Origin of the sequence: Methanobacterium sp., from assembly GCF_016217785.1 — an archaeon.
Taxonomy (GTDB): Archaea; Methanobacteriota; Methanobacteria; order Methanobacteriales; family Methanobacteriaceae; genus Methanobacterium.
Map to the genome: position 1 here is coordinate 1 of NZ_JACRGA010000023.1, position 17,010 is coordinate 17,010.

The 17,010-nt window shown below is 39.6% G+C and carries 12 protein-coding genes and 1 pseudogene; 7 read left to right on the forward strand and 6 right to left on the reverse strand.

The window, feature by feature from the left end:
• Positions 1-418 (reverse strand): annotated as a pseudogene (locus HY987_RS08775) (hypothetical protein); the annotation flags it as partial.
• Between the two features lie 697 nt (positions 419-1,115).
• Between HY987_RS08775 and HY987_RS08780 the strand changes: the two are divergent.
• The 7 genes from HY987_RS08780 to HY987_RS08810 all read left to right on the forward strand — a co-directional run bounded on the left by HY987_RS08780 (position 1,116) and on the right by HY987_RS08810 (position 9,682).
• Positions 1,116-2,549: a flippase gene (locus HY987_RS08780; protein ID WP_292757659.1), complete on the forward strand. Its 1,434-nt coding sequence runs from the start codon at positions 1,116-1,118 to the stop codon at positions 2,547-2,549.
• A 9-nt stretch (positions 2,550-2,558) separates the two neighbouring features.
• On the forward strand, positions 2,559-3,419 hold the full coding sequence (locus HY987_RS08785) for a glycosyltransferase family 2 protein (RefSeq protein ID WP_292757661.1): 861 nt from the start codon (positions 2,559-2,561) through the stop codon (positions 3,417-3,419).
• Between the two features lie 165 nt (positions 3,420-3,584).
• Positions 3,585-4,706: a glycosyltransferase family 1 protein gene (locus HY987_RS08790; RefSeq protein ID WP_292757662.1), complete on the forward strand. Its 1,122-nt coding sequence runs from the start codon at positions 3,585-3,587 to the stop codon at positions 4,704-4,706.
• Positions 4,707-4,716: 10 nt separating this feature from the next.
• The gene (locus HY987_RS08795; RefSeq protein ID WP_292757664.1) at positions 4,717-5,826 is read left to right on the forward strand and encodes a glycosyltransferase family 1 protein; all 1,110 of its coding nucleotides are present in this window, start codon (positions 4,717-4,719) and stop codon (positions 5,824-5,826) included.
• 131 nt (positions 5,827-5,957) lie between these two features.
• A complete protein-coding gene (locus HY987_RS08800; RefSeq protein WP_292757666.1) occupies positions 5,958-7,175 on the forward strand; it encodes a glycosyltransferase family 4 protein in 1,218 nt (405 codons plus the stop codon).
• A 265-nt stretch (positions 7,176-7,440) separates the two neighbouring features.
• A complete protein-coding gene (locus HY987_RS08805; protein WP_292757668.1) occupies positions 7,441-8,670 on the forward strand; it encodes a GDP-mannose 4,6-dehydratase in 1,230 nt (409 codons plus the stop codon).
• Between the two features lie 7 nt (positions 8,671-8,677).
• Entirely contained in the window at positions 8,678-9,682 is a 1,005-nt protein-coding gene (locus tag HY987_RS08810; RefSeq protein WP_292757670.1) for a glycosyltransferase family 2 protein, read from the forward strand.
• A gap of 173 nt (positions 9,683-9,855) precedes the next feature.
• Here HY987_RS08810 and HY987_RS08815 read toward each other — a convergent pair whose 3' ends face one another.
• The 5 genes from HY987_RS08815 to HY987_RS08835 form a co-directional block, all read right to left on the reverse strand.
• Complete coding sequence (locus tag HY987_RS08815) at positions 9,856-10,995, reverse strand: glycosyltransferase family 4 protein (RefSeq protein ID WP_292757672.1); 1,140 nt, start codon at positions 10,993-10,995, stop codon at positions 9,856-9,858.
• Positions 10,992-13,103 (reverse strand): DUF2206 domain-containing protein, encoded by a 2,112-nt coding sequence (locus HY987_RS08820; RefSeq protein WP_292757674.1) that lies wholly within the window; start codon positions 13,101-13,103, stop codon positions 10,992-10,994. Before HY987_RS08820 ends, HY987_RS08815 begins: the two co-directional genes overlap by 4 nt.
• Before the next feature lie 142 nt (positions 13,104-13,245).
• Complete coding sequence (locus tag HY987_RS08825; protein WP_292757676.1) at positions 13,246-14,445, reverse strand: glycosyltransferase family 4 protein; 1,200 nt, start codon at positions 14,443-14,445, stop codon at positions 13,246-13,248.
• The gene (locus tag HY987_RS08830; protein WP_292757678.1) at positions 14,442-15,557 is read right to left on the reverse strand and encodes a glycosyltransferase family 4 protein; all 1,116 of its coding nucleotides are present in this window, start codon (positions 15,555-15,557) and stop codon (positions 14,442-14,444) included. Before HY987_RS08830 ends, HY987_RS08825 begins: the two co-directional genes overlap by 4 nt.
• Before the next feature lie 270 nt (positions 15,558-15,827).
• Positions 15,828-16,982 (reverse strand): glycosyltransferase family 4 protein, encoded by a 1,155-nt coding sequence (locus HY987_RS08835; protein WP_292757680.1) that lies wholly within the window; start codon positions 16,980-16,982, stop codon positions 15,828-15,830.
• Between the last annotated feature and the right edge of the window lie 28 nt (positions 16,983-17,010).

Here is a 17,010-nt window from a genome sequence, read left to right on the forward strand (position 1 = left end):
CGTAGGGTGGTGCTTGGTGGTTGTCGTTCATGTAGCCGTTTACGCGTTGCGCGAAGTCCACGTAGTCTGCTTTACTCATACTACCGGTGTTCAATGATTCTTCACTGAATCCCGGAACTTGATCATTTTGTAATTTTATGGATGTCTTATTATTGTTCTGTATCTGACTGGTAGCCTGTGCAGCCAGATGAAGATACTGTGCAGTGTTAACAGTTTGATTTCCGACTTTTACACTATTCGGCAGATTTTTGTTGGTCTCAATCTGATTCTTAAGGGTAACCGACGCTGCTGATATTTCACTAGGGGTGAAATTCGTCTGTGATGCAGCAGAAGCAGTGTTAACACTTAAAAGAAATACAACTCCTAAAAACAGTAACAAAATACATAAGGATAATTTCTGATTGACTTTAAATGTCATTGCCACCCCTCCCGTAACAAACATAACCCATTTACCAATAGACCATTCAATTAAGAGATAATAAACGATACATATTTATGAATTTATAACAGTCCTAAAAACAACATTAAATATGCCAGTGATGGTAATGTTGTTATGTCTCAAAAATATTAAACACACTTTTGATGGTTTTTTACAAATTTTGACACATATATAATTCAAAAATGCATTATATATATAATTTTTGTTTGAAAATCAAAATAACTTTTTTTTTGAGTCTTATTTCCTTCTAAAATCTCTTTTAAATAGATCAAAACCAATATTCACATATCTCTAATTTACAACGGTATTTTTTTTAAATAAACATCCATAATACCCTTTTTTTATAATAACTGGTTTTTGATGGTATCAAGTAACGAGGTATCACGTAACAACAAAAAAAACCTATATGTTTAATAGGAAGATGTCCCTTATGATATACTTCATTTCACATAATACCTGATCTACATGTCCTGAAGCATCTCCTTAGGTAATAGAATTCAAACATCTTTTAAATAAGAAAATTTATAAGTTTTACAAATAATGATTGACCGTTAAGTATACACAAACTGTTTTAGTATACCTAAATGATTAGTTTGTTATTTGTAATAATTCCAACACAATTCTATTCTATCACACCTCACATTTACAATTCCCATAAATCTACAGAGAAGATAAAATGAACCCCGCTCAAAGATTAGTTAAAAATACCAGTGTACTGATGGTATCACAGATTTTAGGTTACGTTCTGGCATTCTTTTATTCTATTTACTCTGCCAGGTATCTTGGTGTGGAAGGATTCGGTGTCTTATCTGCTGCACTTGCCTTTGCAGGCATATTCTCCATTTTAACAGATCTAGGATTGAGCAATCTCACAGTCAGAGAGGTAGCACGTGACCATAAACTGGCAGGCAAATATCTTAGTAATGCATTCGCCCTTAAGATTTTACTATCCATTGCGACCTTTATCTTAATCGCCGCCATAGGTTATTTAAGTGGATATCCTTCGGAAAAGTCATACGTCCTGTATTTCATTACCCTGTCTCTGATACTGAACTCATTTGGAAATATTTTCAATGCAATATTCCAGGCATATGAGAAGATGGAATACCAGTCCGTGACACAGATTCTAAACAATGTCCTCATGTTCGTGGGCATATTCCTGGCAATTGGATACCAGATGAACATTGTGGCATTCGCTTTTGTATACTTCATGGCCAGCGCTGTTTCCCTCATACTAACCATTATAATCTGTTTATGGAAATTTATCCTGCCTAAAATAGAATTCGACTTTCCTTTCTGGAAAGCCATGCTAAAAGAGGCATTACCCATCGCAGTTTCCGGAATTTTCGCCCTAATAGCATTCAGAGTGGACATGGTTATGCTGGAATTCATTAAGGGAAGTGTGGCTGTGGGATGGTACAGTGCCGCCTACCGCTTAATGGAAGCCCTGTTATTCCTCCCCTCCATGTACACCTTATCGGTATATCCATTATTATCCAAATTCTATGTAGACTCCCATCAATCCCTTAAAGTCTCCTACTACAAATCCTTCAAATACTTAACTATCATTTCACTACCAATAGTGGCAGCCACCACCCTACTGGCTTCAGACATTATTCTACTCATCTACCAAAGCAGTTACTCAGAATCAATAATAGCTCTGCAAATACTGATATGGGCCTTACCTTTCATCTTCCTCAGCTACGTTCTGGGATCTACCATTGTCTCAGTAAACAAACAGGTTGAAGTAGTCAAAATCACCTTCATAACCATGATAATTAACATAGGTCTGAACCTGGTCCTGATCCCATTATGGGGATTTGTAGGAGCCGCATGCGTGACTGTAATTACAGAAATAGCCTTATTCATATCCTACTTCTACATAGTAACCCGTCATGTCTGTTTCATCTCCCCTAAAAAGATTCTAATCAGACCAGCAATCGCCACCCTGGTGATGTGCGTATTCATTGCACTGGTTAAAATCAACCTGTTTTTAGAGATAATACTGGCTACAGTTATTTATTTCGTAGTTTTATTCCTCATTAAAGGATTTTCACAGGATGATATAAACATACTTAAACGGGTAATTGGGAAGGAAATTAAGGAATGAGATGATTAAATGAAAGTATCAGTTCTTATCAACACTTTAAACGAAGAAAAAAATATCCGAAACTGTCTTGAATCAGTTAAATGGGCTGATGAAATAGTGATAGTGGATATGCACAGTGATGATCATACCGTGGAAATAGCCAGGGAATACACCGATAAAATTTTCTTCTTTAAGAGGATGGGGTACGCTGATCCTGCCAGGCAATTTGCATTAGAACAAGCATCCTGCGAATGGGTACTTGTTGTAGATGCTGACGAGATAGTTCCACTAAAATTAAAGAACAAATTACAGGAAGTAATGGAAAAAGACCTGGGAGATGTAGTTAATATCCCCCATAACAACTATTTTGCCGGTAAACAGATACAACACATGGGCTGGGGACCACTCCAGGATTTACACCCACGATTTTTTAAAAAGAAATACTTGTATTTCGGAGACAGAATACATGATTTCATTAATATTAGTGAAGATGCAAGGCATTACAATTTAACAGATCCCCAGGAAGGATTCCTACATTTCAGTTACCTTGATTTTGAACACTACATTGACAAGGCACTCAACCATTACACCACCATAGAAGCTAAAAATATATTCGAAGGTAAAAAACAGGGATATAAATTAGGAAAGAGTGTTCCTGGAATCCTTTTCAGATTATTCCGTGGCTTTTTTGATGTTTACGTACGTGACAAGGGATATAAAGATGGTTTCAGAGGGCTTTCCCTTAGCTTTTTGTCAGTTATCTATAATTTGATTGTTTATTTAAAATTAGGCTTGATGAAAGAGTATAACACCATCAACACACGTGAAAAAATTAGGGGAGAGTACCAGAAAATTACTGATGAAGTTCTTTCAGAATATAATGAGGAATGAATCATCCATCTTTTTAGCACGGTTACAATTTAAAATAAAGAAGGGTTTCAATCGAAATCATACAGTTTCCGAATCATACAGTTTCCAATGGAATTAACTTTTCCAATAGAAAAATAGGAGTTATATTTTCGAACTGATCCATTTTCTCCCAGAATAGGTGATTTAATGAATGTAGGTATTCTCTCATGGATTATAGACAGGCAAAGAACCGGTGTGGATAAATCTCTTTACGGTACACTGGAGGAGATGATTAAAATGGGTAAGTCTGAAAACATTACCCTGATTCACCATAAAAAAAGTGAAGATCCAGTCTACCAGCAATGTAAAGATGTACTAATTCCCCACATCCCCCTAAACCTTACCTGTTACATTGGAATGCCCTACGCAGTAAGAAAGGCAAACGTGGATGTTGTGCACTTCCCCGCCCACTGGCATACCCAGAGTTCTGCTTTTTTCCTGAATAGAAATGTTAAAAAGATATTAACCATCCATGATCTGATACCTCTACTTTATCCCGATAGTTACTCACGTAACCTGGCAAAGCGATGGAACACCTCCTTAAAATTAATAGTTAACCGGGCAGATCATATAATAACCATTTCTCAAAAAACCAGAGAAGATTGCATTAAATATCTGGATATACCCAAACAGGACATCACTGTCACCCCCCTTGGATACAGTAATGTTTACCATCGCATGGAAAACATTGAAGAAGTTAAAAACTATATAAAAACCACTTATAACCTTGAGGGATATATACTGTTTGTGGGGAGAGTTGAAGCAAGAAAAAACCTCATACCGTTAATAAAAGCTTTATTTGAACTGAAAAAATCAGGGTTAAACCATAAATTAGTCATCATCGGTGGAATGGGTTGGCAACATGAAGAAGTACTCCAGGAAATCCAGAGATTAAATCTTCAGGATGAAGTTATTTTCCCAGGATACATCCGGGAGGAAGACCTGGTTAAGTTCTACAATGCCGCAGACCTGTTCGTCTACCCCTCTTTGTATGAAGGTTTTGGTCTACCCCCTCTGGAAGCCATGGCATGTGGAATACCGGTGATCACGTCTAACACGTCTTCTTTGCCGGAGGTGGTGGGTGATGCGGGGATCATGGTTGATCCGTTGGACGTGGATGCACTGGCTGATTCCATGCACCGGGTACTCACTGATGAGGCCCTCCAAAGGAAGTTGAGGGATAAAGGCATTGCCAGATCCAGGGAGTTCAGCTGGGAGAAAACCGCCCGGAAAACCTGGCAGGTCTATGAACAAGTTAATGAAAGTTAAAAGGGATAAAATGAATAATAAATTAACTGTAAATGCCATTTTAGGATTAAATTTAGGTGAAATGTATGGAAAATACAAAGTATACCTGAAAACAGCAGAAAACTTACATGATAAGGCAGTTTTCAATGAAATTCCCTATGAATTACCCCGATTCAATGTTCCTTACTTTGATTTAGTTCATAAGATTTTCATCTACCCTCAAAGGGTTAAAAAACTCCTGATAAAGGATGCCGACCTAACCCATGTGTTTTCACAGGAAGAAACATATCTCCTGAACCGGATTAATTTCAACTCACCTAAGATTGCCACCTGTCTGGATATAATACCTCTGATATACCAGGAAAACACCCAGATGTCCTTAAAATTCTTAAAATATTCCATTGATGGAATGAAAAATGCAGATAAAATAATTACCATCTCCCAACACACCAAAAAAGACCTGGTTGAATATTTAAAAATACCATCTGAACAGATAGAACCAGTCTACTTGGGAGTTGACTCTAATTTTGAAGTCATACCCCATGAGAAGTTGAATAATATCAGGGAGAAATACAATCTACCCGAGAGTTTCATCCTGTACGTTGGTTCAGAACAACCCCGAAAGAACTTCCAATCCGTTATAAAAGCGTTCAATAGCCTGATAAAAACATATAATTTAAAGGGAGTAAAATTGGTGAAGGTGGGAAGACCCCAAATAGGTGAAGCTGATAGGAAAGCCATATTTGATCTTATAGAAGGGCTGGGACTTGCCAAGGATGTGTTCTTCATGGATTATATCCCTGAAGAAGATCTTCCCAGCATATACAATTTAGCAGATCTATTCGTCTACCCCTCTTTGTATGAGGGTTTTGGCCTACCCCCACTGGAGGCCATGGCCTGCGGCACACCAGTAGTCACGTCTAACACGTCATCTTTGCCTGAAGTTGTGGGTGATGCTGGGATCATGGTTGATCCAATGGATGTGGATGCCCTGGCTGATTCCATGCACCAAGTACTCACTGACGAAGCCCTCCAAATGAAGTTGAAGGCTAAAGGTATAAGTCAGGCTAAGGAGTTCAGCTGGGAGAAAACAGCCCAGAAAACCTGGAAAATCTATGAACAAGTCTTAAATGAATATTAATAGTTGATTTTATTTACTTAGAAATACTGATAATATTACTTAGAAAATACCGATAATATTACTTAGAAATATCGATAATAGTTTCATATACCATTATCATTTTGATAACAGATTTTAATACGGAGATTTGAATGTCAGAAAAATTAAAAATTGCAATTTTCCACAACCTCCCATCAGGAGGGGCTAAAAGAGCACTGCACGGTTTTGTAAAATATTTATCAAATTCAGGACATGCAGTTGATTTATATGTCCCGGCCACAGCCAACGAAGAATTCCTCCCCTTAAAGGACCTGGTAAGGGACATGCATGTTTTCCCGGTTAAAAAAAGCTGGTTCAGATCAACTGTATATTCTACTTTCTCCTATGTACCAGCCATATTCAAACCAATATCCATAAAAAACGTGGATCAGACAGAAAAAGCCATTGCCCAAGCCATTAACCAGGGTGACTACGATGTGGTCTTCAGTGAACAGGACCAGTTCGTCATGGCCCCCTACTTCTTAAAGTACATTGAAAAACCAACAGTTTACTACTGCCAGCAACCACCACGCCGGGAAAAAATCCTGGAAAAGATCTCAGAAGACAAGAGAAAAAAAAGACTACTGGAACCATTAATTAAAAGATACATAAACCATGTAATTGGCAAGGAGATGAATCTTGACCTTAAAAACGTCCAGTACGCTAATTACATCCTGGCTAACTCCTATTATTCTCATGAATCCGTTTTAAGATCATACGGACTCAACTCTTACGTATCCTACCTGGGAGTGGACGTTGACATATTCCAGCCACTGGACTTACCTCGGGAAGACTTTGTCCTATCCGTGGGTACATGCATCCCACCCAAGGGTTACGACTTCATAATAAATTCCCTGGGACTGATTGAGGAGGAAATACGCCCAAAACTCATGATAGTCTCCAACATGGGTGATGAACAATGGAAGGATTATCTAAGGGAAATGGCCGCAGGATTGGGAGTGGAACTGGAGATATTAAGGGGTATTGATGATGATAAACTGGTCTCACTTTACAACCAGGCGAAAATGGTACTCTACGCACCATATCTCGAACCCTTCGGATTGGTGCCCCTGGAGGCCATGGCCTGCGGCACACCAGTGGTTGCAGTTAAAGAAGGTGGAGTACGGGAAACCGTGATCCACAATGAAAATGGATTCCTAACCCAGCGGGATGAATCCCTATTTGCAGATGCAGTGGTTAAACTACTGGGTGATGATGAGAAACGATCCAGTTTATCAGAAAATGCACTGGAAGTTGTACGTCGTGAGTGGACACTGGAAAGCGCCGGTGAAAGATTAGTCAATCACCTTAAACATGCAATGAAAAAATAACTCTCATTAAGAAAATAATCTCTCATTAAAACATATTTCTTAATAATCCTTATTAAAACACTTTTATAAACAGATAGATAAATCAAATAATGTTTTAGGGTAATATTAAATCCATTAAAACATTTCTAAATTGATTTAAATTGAAATATTATAGTTAGGTAAAAATAATTTTATAGTCATGGTAATAAATTAAAAGTACATATGGAATTTGAATTGTAATAAAATTAATTTGATTTGTTTATAAACTGATTATGTGGAAGATACTATGAACTGGAACGGAAAAAGTGTCCTGATAACCGGGGCAAACGGATTTGTTGGTTCTTACCTTGCAAAAGAGCTTTTAGATGATGGAGCAGATGTATACGGATTCATAAGGCCGGAAGACATGGCTGCAATGGAGAAAAACCTGATAGATAAAGGTATTAAAGATAAACTGATGATGTTGGAAGGAGATCTGACCAACATAACCTCATTGGCCAATGCCCTTGACGCATCACAGCCAGACTACCTTTTTCACCTGGCAGCCCAGTCCTTTGTGGAACTATCATTCCGCCGCCCACTGGAAACCCAGCACATCAACTGTATAGGAACTGCCAACCTCTTAGAAGCAGTGCGTGTTAAGGATATGGATACCAAGATGATATTTGCCGGTTCCAGTGAAGAATACGGTATGGTCATATCCTCTGAGGAACAGTACCAGCAGGCACTGAAGGATGGCAAAACCATCTTCCCGGAACCTACCTCAATACCTGAATTACCAGTTTCAGAATCCAACCCTTTAAGGCCAATGTCCCCTTATGCGGTGTCCAAGGTTTACGGAGATCTGCTGATGCAGAATTATCACCATTCCTTTGGTATGGACACCGTGGTGTCCCGGGCATTCAACCACGAAGGTGCAGGAAGGGGTATAATGTTCGTAACCTCAGTCATCACCAACCAGATCATGAAACTCAAATATGGTGAAACCGACCGTATCGTTATTGGAAACATCAACGCCTTCCGTGACTGGTCCCATGTAAGTGACGTTATCCAAGGATACCTCCTACTGGCAGCTAATGGTAAAAGTGGTGAAGCATACAACCAGGGATCCATGCGAACCAACTCCGTCCTGAGCTACATACTACTGGGACTGGAAAAGGCAGGCTGGAACATAAACAGCATAGAAACCATCAAAGGTGAAAAAACCATAGAAAACCCGGCCCAGATAAACAACGACCCTGTCTTTGGTGTTAACTTTGATAAAACCAGGGTGGACCAGATCATGTTGGAAGAAGGACTGGAATACACCATCCAGGACAAGGGAATCAACGTGAACACTGATCAGGGTAAACTGGTCATCGAGTTCAACCCCGACCGGTTCAGACCAGCTGAAGTTCCACTGATACTTGCTGATAATCAGAAAATCCAGAAGATCGGTGGAAAGATCCAGTACAGTCTCAGTGATGTTATACAGGACCAGCTGAACTACTTCGAAGTGAAAGAAAATAGGGTATAATGATTTTATGCATCCGGAAGTTGCAATCATCCTGTTAAACTGGAATGGCTGGCAGGACACCATAGAATGCCTGGAATCACTCTATCAAATAGACTATCCATCTTATAACATCATTGTGGTGGATAATGATTCCCAGGATGACTCCCTGAAACAGATAAGGAATTACTGTGAAGGTGAGATAGAGGTGGAATCTAAATACTTCCACTATAATTCCCTAAATAAACCAGTGGAAATATTTGAATTTGAAGAAGGAGAACTGGATTCACCCCATCAGCCGGATTTTTCCATTGAAGAACCTAATTCCATTGGCCGAATAAAGAATACGCCTTCTAATGGCAAACTAATTCTTATTAAGAACCAGGAGAACTATGGTTTTGCCAAGGGAAATAACATTGGTATCAAATTTGCACTGGAACAATTAGGAAGCCCTTACACCCTTCTTCTGAACAATGACACTGTGGTGGATAGGAATTTCCTCCAGGAACTGGTGAAGGTTGCAGAATCTGATGACGAGATAGCCCTGGTGGGTTCTAAAATATATTACTATGACTTTCAGGGGAAAGACGATGAAATATGGTGTGTTGGGGGTAAAATAGACCTTAACCACTATCCTGGACATTACGCTGTACTGGATGACGTGGACATAAGCTCCTATCATGGTGAAACACTGAATGTAGACTGGGTTTCAGGGGCGGCCATGCTTATAAAAGCCGATAAAGTCCCCTATAATTATCTGGATGAAGATTTCTTCTTTGGCTGTGAAGATGCTGATCTGGCATTGAAACTTCATGAACGTGGTTTCAAGGCAATAACTGCCCTTGATTCCATAGTATGGCACAAGATCGGTGCCTCACGGAAGAAGGGTAAGATCATCAACACCACCATATCTGAGATAAAAACCAGCTTAAAATTTATTAAAGCTCATAAGAAAGGATATGAACGTCATTTACATATATATTACTTGCAGATAATCTATTTTTATCTATCTGCATTCTTTCACAGGGTTTTTTAAGTTTTTAACTATATTTTAAAAATATAATATAACATTATTTTAGTTTACGTAATTTCCATTCACTATTTAATTTATCATTAATTTAACCCAATCAGTAAAAAATCATTGATATTACTAAATCTTATAAATAATCTTTAAATTGGCCGTTATGAATGGGACTATTTTATAATGAGTTATTTATTATTCAAAGAATAATCTACGGCTTTTTTGAATCCTTCCACCATGTTTGTGTAACGGAACTGATCATTGATAATCTCACATGATTTTTGACCCATTTTAAGCCTTAAACCATCATCTTCCAGAATTTTATCCATGGCATGGGCCAGTGCAGGACTATCCTTCTCCGGAACTATGAATCCATTTTTACCTGCATCTATCATGTCACTGGCCGCACCAACAGCATCAGTGGCAATAACTGGATTTTTAAAGTACATGGCCTCATTCAATACCAGCACCCATGGGTCGCCAATTCCATGGGTTATAGAAGGCACCATCACCAAATCACTCATAATATAATAGGAAACCAGTTCTTCTTGGGCTATATTCCCGGTGAATATCACCTTATCTGCTAGTCCCAGCTCCTTGACCATACTTTTAAGTTCATCTTCACATTCTCCATCCCCTAAAATCAAAAGCATCACATTTTCAGTTTTGATTTTTTCCAGGGCTTGAAGCAGGTACTGGACTCCCTTCCTTTTAATCAACCGACCTACATACATGACAATTTTCTTATTCTCCAAGCCCATTTTTCTCCTTAAATATGCTGCTTTCTCCGGATCATCTTTCTGACCAGTCTGGTTACTTACATTGGGCATCAAGAAGATTTTCTTAGGGTCTGAGCCTAGTTGGAGGAAATATTCTCTGTGTTTGCTTCCAGGCACAACAATGGAATGGGAAGTTCTTACCATCCATTTTATGAGTGGTTTAATCAGCTTGGATTTTAAAGATGTGTCTTCCCAGGCCCAATCCTCCCTCCAGAGAATGATGGGTTTCCTCCGAAGCCATGCAACAGTTAAATAATAAATACTCTCCACTATTTCGGGGATGCTATCCCAGCTACCACCCACCAGGATATCGTAGTCGCCCCAGGCCTTTTTGATTAATCCCCAGGCAATTCCCAGATGATTACTCATGATCTGGTAGTCAACACCATCCATACCTTCGATTTCTGGGGTGGTTTCCACTCCGTAAAGTGTCTGGGAAATATTTGGGTGGTTGAAGAGGTATTTAACTGAATAAATATCAGCCAGTGCACTGAAAAATGGTATACGGTACCACATGACGGTGTTGTGTATGAAGAGTATCCGGGTCATAGGTAAACCTCTGAATAGTAATTATCGTAGATCCTGCTTTTACCCTGGAAGAGGAAATCGAAGTTAAACCAGTCACTTATAACATCCAGAGTTTCATACACCTTCCCATCATGTGTACCCACATATCCCAGATAAAGGTAATCCGGTATGGTCTTGTTTTTATCGAAGTTAATTCCCCTGGCTCGGTAAATGTCAATATTTCCCAGCATAAGCCTGGAACCACCAATGGAGTCTGCGTATATTTTCAGATCAGCATCACTGTAGTTACCCAGCCATTTAGAGGCAACTACTTCCTGGTCGTAGATGAAGAGTTCACCCCTAATACTACCGGTACTATCGTATTCCGATGAGTATGGTATTCCATAGAAATGATACTGGAGATGGTTTCCAACCACAAATAGGGATATTAAGAGCACTAAAAATATTGCTGGTTTCAGGTGGGGTTTTTTTATTATTTTAGATAATTTCATAACCCCTATGACAAATAGGGGTGCGGTGAATATTAAGAGCTGGAAGAATAGTCGGTCAGCCCCGTAAAAGAATGATACACCAGGCACTATGATGAAGAGGGCCAGGATGGTTATGGATAACAGTATTCCCAGTATGAATTTATCACCCAGGATATCCCTGTATTTTTTGCGCTCCCTGAAAATGGCAAAAAGTCCGATTCCCATCATAAGGAAGACGGCATCGTTTACAATGGCGCTGATGGTGTTAGGCAGTGATTTTAGGCCAATTCCCAGAACACTCAAGACCAGCGCATCTCTACCTCCCCCTATACCAGCACCACCCCCTCCAGCAATTCCTGCAGTGGCTGCCATAACATCCCCAGCAGCGTTGAACTGTACTTTAGCATATATCAGGAACCAAACAGCCAGGAATAGGAGGTAGATGAGTATGAGGTCGAAATTTTTGAAATTAAGTTTCCTGTCTTTAACCAGTCCCTTAAGGAATGGTAACAGTAATATGGGGACTAATAATCCCAGGGCAACGTAGGATGTGGTGTAATGGGACATGATCAGTGATAATATGAAAATGAGAAATAGCAACTTTCTCTGCACTAGTTTTTCCAAGTAGTCATTGAATAAGACCATCACTGCCAGGAAAAAGAAGAGAATGGCTATTTCTTGACGCACAGCACCGGTTAAATTAATGAAGAAAATCTGGAATGTGAATAAAAGACCAGCACAGAAGGCATACTGGATTTTGAAATATTTTTTGGACACCAGATACACCAGTAAGGGGATAACTGATCCAATGAGGGTGTAGTACAGTTTGAAGACATACTCACTACTTATATTACTAATAACCTGGTAGAGGGTTGGTAGTATGGTTATGTCCAGACAGGCATTATATGGATTGTAGTAACTGTTAATATCCCAGTGAAGGTTGGATAGGGTTAACTGGAAACAGTAGTATTCAGCATGCACATCCCGCCCCATAATATGGTTTGAGGTAAGCCCGTGCATCAAGAGAAGCCCCAGTCCAATTAACCATAAGGAAACAGGATAGGTTAAGGGGTTTATCCGGTCTTTAAGGTAGAAGATAACCACCAGATAGGCAGGGATCAGGAATAACATCACCATGAGGATCAGGTTATGCTGATGGTTGTTCATGAGGTAAGTTCCCAGAATAGCCAGGACCGGGAATATAAATGGAAAAATCAGGGGAGCCAGTAATCCACTTTCAGGGTTGAGTTTGATATTAAAAATATCCCCCATACTGAATGATTCTCGACTCCTATGATAATCCAGAAGGGCCAGGATGACCACTTCCAGGTTTAATGCTATTAAAACCGGTTCTAAGGCCAATGGTTTCGGGATCAAGGGGTAGAGGCTGTTAAGGAGGAATCCGGTAAATATGAGTAATGAGATGCTCAGTCCCACACTAAGGACAAATTTTTTCAAGAATTCCATTTTATGAAGTCTTAATATGTTGACAATGAGCATACCGGGGATAATGGTGAAGAAAATAAAGGGGATGGCCTGTTTTAGAAGATCCAGGTTTAGTATTATGATTAGATCGGTTACCAACAGGGCTATTAATATGGATAAAAGCCACCCGTTCCGGTTAAAGTTTCTAATTTTAGTTAAAGTACTCTCAATCATTTATATCCCGTGTTTTATTTTGATGGTTGTTCTTAAGTTGCGTATCTAGTGATCCTGTTTTTATTCTAGTGGTTCTGCTATTATCTCTAGTTTTTCCTGTTTTTATCGAGTTTTTCCTGTTTTTTATCCCTAGTTCCCTGTTTTAGAGTGTATTTTTGTTTAAAGTTTGATATATTTCCTCAAAGGCCTGGAGGTAGTTTTCCATACTGTACTGTGATGCAGATTCAAAGGCACCCTTTTCCAACTGTTTTAGAGATTCAGGATTTTCAATTAACCCTTCCAGTATTTCCTGTAGTTCCTTTTCATCCCCTGGTTTGAAGAGGTAACCGTTATGGTTATCTTCAATTAACTCTGGGATCCCACCAATCCTACTGGCCAGAACTGGGGTGCTGCTGGTTAAACTTTCATATATCATCATGGGCGAATTATCGTAACATATGGATGGAAGTACTGTCAGGTTAGATTCCTGATATGAATCCAGGAGAAGGTCTCGCTCCAAGTAACCATGGAATATTATCCTGGGATCATCTTCAGCCATTTCTTTGAACTCCTCTTCATCAACACCCTTACCATAAATATGTAATCTCACGTTAGTGTTTTCTATTTTCCGGAAGGCCTTTATTAATACCTGAACACCCTTGATCTTGTTGAGACCACCCATGTAGGAGATGTCAATGGTGTCATAGTTTTTGGCAAGTCTTTCCGGGGCCAGTTCAATACCCAGGGGTATTTTTGATGTTTTAGTGTCAAGGAAGAACTGGCAGGACCTTAATTTATCGATTATGAATTGTGATGGTGCTGTTAACCAGTCAACTTTTCCCTTGATTAACCTTCGTTGCAGGTTACTGTACACATTACATATCATCTGGGGATCTTCACATATCTCCCCATTTCCATGGAGTAAATTAGCACGGGGGCATATCAGGGAACAGTCATGAGCGGTGAATACCAGTGGGATTCCACAATCTTTCACAGAGCTAAACACAGACATGGAAAATCCTTTATAGTTGTTAACATGAACCACATCAGGGGTTTCTCTCATCAGGATATCTTTGACCTTCTTGTGGGAGTTAGGATTCCAGATATCCATGGCATGCCATAATGCTTTGTTTACAGCAGGTTTGTCCTGATGGTCGTAGAGTGTGTAAAGGTTCCAGGGGTTGATCCGGTAAACTTTCACCCCATTTAAGACTTCCATTGATTCTTCTTTTTGGGGGCTGGTGGTGATTACCAGCACCTCATGACCCTTCTGGGAGAGTGCCTCGGCTAACTTAGCCACGGTTATCTCTGCCCCACCAATTATGTGGGGGGGATATAAATTGGAAACAATGCAGATTTTCATAATAACTCCTGGTAAATCTCATCAGTCAGCATGGCCACCCTCTTCCAGGTGAACTTATCCTCCACCACAGCCCTTCCTTTTTCTCCCATTTCCTGAAGATTAGGGGAAGATAACAATTTAATAATCCCTTCAGCCAGAGCATCAGCATCTTTTGGGGGTACGATTGCGCCCAAACCCTCTTTTCCTATTTCATCTGAAACACCAACGATTTCAGTGGTGATCACTGGTTTCTCACAGGCCAGTGCTTCCAGCGCTACTATACCAAACCCTTCCTGGGCAGAAGAGATGGATGGAAGGGCAAATATCTGGCAACGGTTATAGTATGCCACGATCTCATCTTCGGGAATGAAACCATGGAACTGGACATTATCCTGTATACCCAATGATTCCGCCATGGATTTATAATGTTCCAGCAGGGTTCCTTTCCCCCCAACTATTAGTTTTATGTCTTCTATTTCTTCTTTAACAATTTTAATTGATTTTAAAAGGTAATCAAGACCTTTATAAAGGTGGTATTCATCGAGTAGGCTGAGGAAGAATATACTGTTCTTTTCTGTTTCCACATTTAGGGGTTTGAATCGATCTACATCTACCCCTACGGGGACTACTCGGACTTTATCAGCATATTTTGATAGATAGGGGGATGTTTTAATGTAATCTTCCTGGATTATTATGATACGGTCAGCCTGTTTAAGCAGGAACTTCAAGAAGGTTTTGTTGTAGAATCTGGCAATGGTACTGGCTGCTCCACTGGCCACAATGTCATTGTAGTAGTTCAGTACCAGTGGTTTGCCCTTCAGTTTGGCATAGAATGCACTCCAATCTGCAGTCCAGGGTGTGGGTAGATGTGTATGTAGAATATCAAAATCTTCCCCCTGGATTTTAAAGGGTAAGGTTGGTGTTAGGTTGGTGTTGGCAATTTTCGCAATGTAGGGAAGCCTTTCCACCTCAATATTGTTAATAACCTCTTCCGTCTGTGAATGAGGTTCATTGGCACAGATTACCTTCACATGGTGTCCCATGTTAACCAGTTCTTCTGATAGATGGTAAACGTAGTTTTCCACACCTCCAATGAATGGATAAAACCTTACTGGTGTCTGCAATATCTTCATATCTTACTCCTCATCCTGTTAAATGTAATTAATTTAGAGCCCTTTCTTTATTGATTCAGCACATTATTTTTTAATTTAGCCCTTTATCTAAATAATCTAGTCCTTTATCGGTGAATACTAAATTTATTTACTCTTCAATAGTTTAATTGTGATTATCTGCCTAATTTCTGCGAATATTTATTATCTTGTGTAATATTTATTCTGCTTTATATGTGAACTTAAATATCAGCACTTTTTTTTTATTGAATTATCTTAAATTATTATATTATATTAAATTTCCAGGCTTTTCTGGTAAAAAATTTCCAGATTACTTACAATCGCATCCCAATCATACTGCTTGGCTGATTTTATACAGTCAGTTCTCATCTTCTGGCTGTGTTTCAGGGCTTTAATTATTTTTCCTGAAAGGTCTTCTGCACTGGCACTGGCTATAAAACCATTCTTACCTGGATCTATCAGATCCACAGCTGCATTCAGTGGATTGTCAATCACCACCACTGGTAATCCGCAGGCATTAGCCTCAACCACTACCATGCCAAAACCTTCTCTCTGGGAAGGTAAGACGAATATATGGGAAGACTTGAATAGGGAAATAAGATCCAAATGGTGGTCTAAAAATTCCCTGAATTCAACAGAGCCCCCCAGATTCAGATCTCTGGTTAATTTTTTCAGCTTACCTTCTTCTGGACCTTCACCCACAATGAGACAGTTAACTTCACCCACTGATTCTTTTACCCGGGCCAATGATTTGATTAACAGATCTACCCTTTTGTCCTTAATCAGCCGCCCTGCATAAATAATATCCCATTTCCCCCCATCTTCCTTTCTTTTACCTGGTTGGACGTCTGTTATTTCCTTAAAGTTTATCCCGGGAGGTATGACTATTGCATCTTCTACTTTCCGAATTTTTTGAAGTTCCCGGTCAGTTTTGGGGGATATGCTGATAAGTCGGTTACTTAATTGTAATGTTAATTTTTCCACTATCTTCCCAAAAAAGCCCATTGCTCCCATGTACTGGTACCAGTAGTCTCCCCATACTTCCAGTAGGGTTATTACCAGTTTTGACTTCCCGCGCATGGCATGCTGTTTGGCAGTAAAGCAGGAGAAGAATGGAAATCCCTGGCAGTCAACTATATCAAATTTTTCCCGATTGAGAACTGGGAATAGTTTCCAGGCAAATAATAGTGCTTCTTTGATTGATCTTTTATCATCCTTATAGAGATCAAGGGGTTTGCCTACACCATGGAGGTGCATACCCTCATATGTTATGTCACGCTCCCCCATATCCTGCCACCACCAGCCCCAGGAGTAACAGTGCACTTCATGTCCCTGCCGGGTCAAACGACTGGCAAGTTCATATACTCTTTTTTCTGCCCCTCCGGTGACCCATGGGTACATAGCATCATAGATAAAAGCGATCTTCATAATTAACCTCAAATGAAAGGATCTATAA

Excerpts from the sequence above, each read along its gene's own strand:
- HY987_RS08780 (WP_292757659.1), top strand. The coding sequence starts at position 1,116 with ATGAACCCCGCTCAAAGATTAGTTAAAAATACCAGTGTACTGATGGTA.
- HY987_RS08785 (WP_292757661.1), top strand. The coding sequence starts at position 2,559 with ATGAAAGTATCAGTTCTTATCAACACTTTAAACGAAGAAAAAAATATC.
- HY987_RS08790 (WP_292757662.1), top strand. The coding sequence starts at position 3,585 with ATGAATGTAGGTATTCTCTCATGGATTATAGACAGGCAAAGAACCGGT.
- HY987_RS08795 (WP_292757664.1), top strand. The coding sequence starts at position 4,717 with ATGAATAATAAATTAACTGTAAATGCCATTTTAGGATTAAATTTAGGT.
- HY987_RS08800 (WP_292757666.1), top strand. The coding sequence starts at position 5,958 with ATGTCAGAAAAATTAAAAATTGCAATTTTCCACAACCTCCCATCAGGA.
- HY987_RS08805 (WP_292757668.1), top strand. The coding sequence starts at position 7,441 with ATGAACTGGAACGGAAAAAGTGTCCTGATAACCGGGGCAAACGGATTT.
- HY987_RS08810 (WP_292757670.1), top strand. The coding sequence starts at position 8,678 with ATGCATCCGGAAGTTGCAATCATCCTGTTAAACTGGAATGGCTGGCAG.
- HY987_RS08815 (WP_292757672.1), bottom strand. The coding sequence starts at position 10,995 with ATGACCCGGATACTCTTCATACACAACACCGTCATGTGGTACCGTATA.
- HY987_RS08820 (WP_292757674.1), bottom strand. The coding sequence starts at position 13,103 with ATGATTGAGAGTACTTTAACTAAAATTAGAAACTTTAACCGGAACGGG.
- HY987_RS08825 (WP_292757676.1), bottom strand. The coding sequence starts at position 14,445 with ATGAAAATCTGCATTGTTTCCAATTTATATCCCCCCCACATAATTGGT.
- HY987_RS08830 (WP_292757678.1), bottom strand. The coding sequence starts at position 15,557 with ATGAAGATATTGCAGACACCAGTAAGGTTTTATCCATTCATTGGAGGT.
- HY987_RS08835 (WP_292757680.1), bottom strand. The coding sequence starts at position 16,982 with ATGAAGATCGCTTTTATCTATGATGCTATGTACCCATGGGTCACCGGA.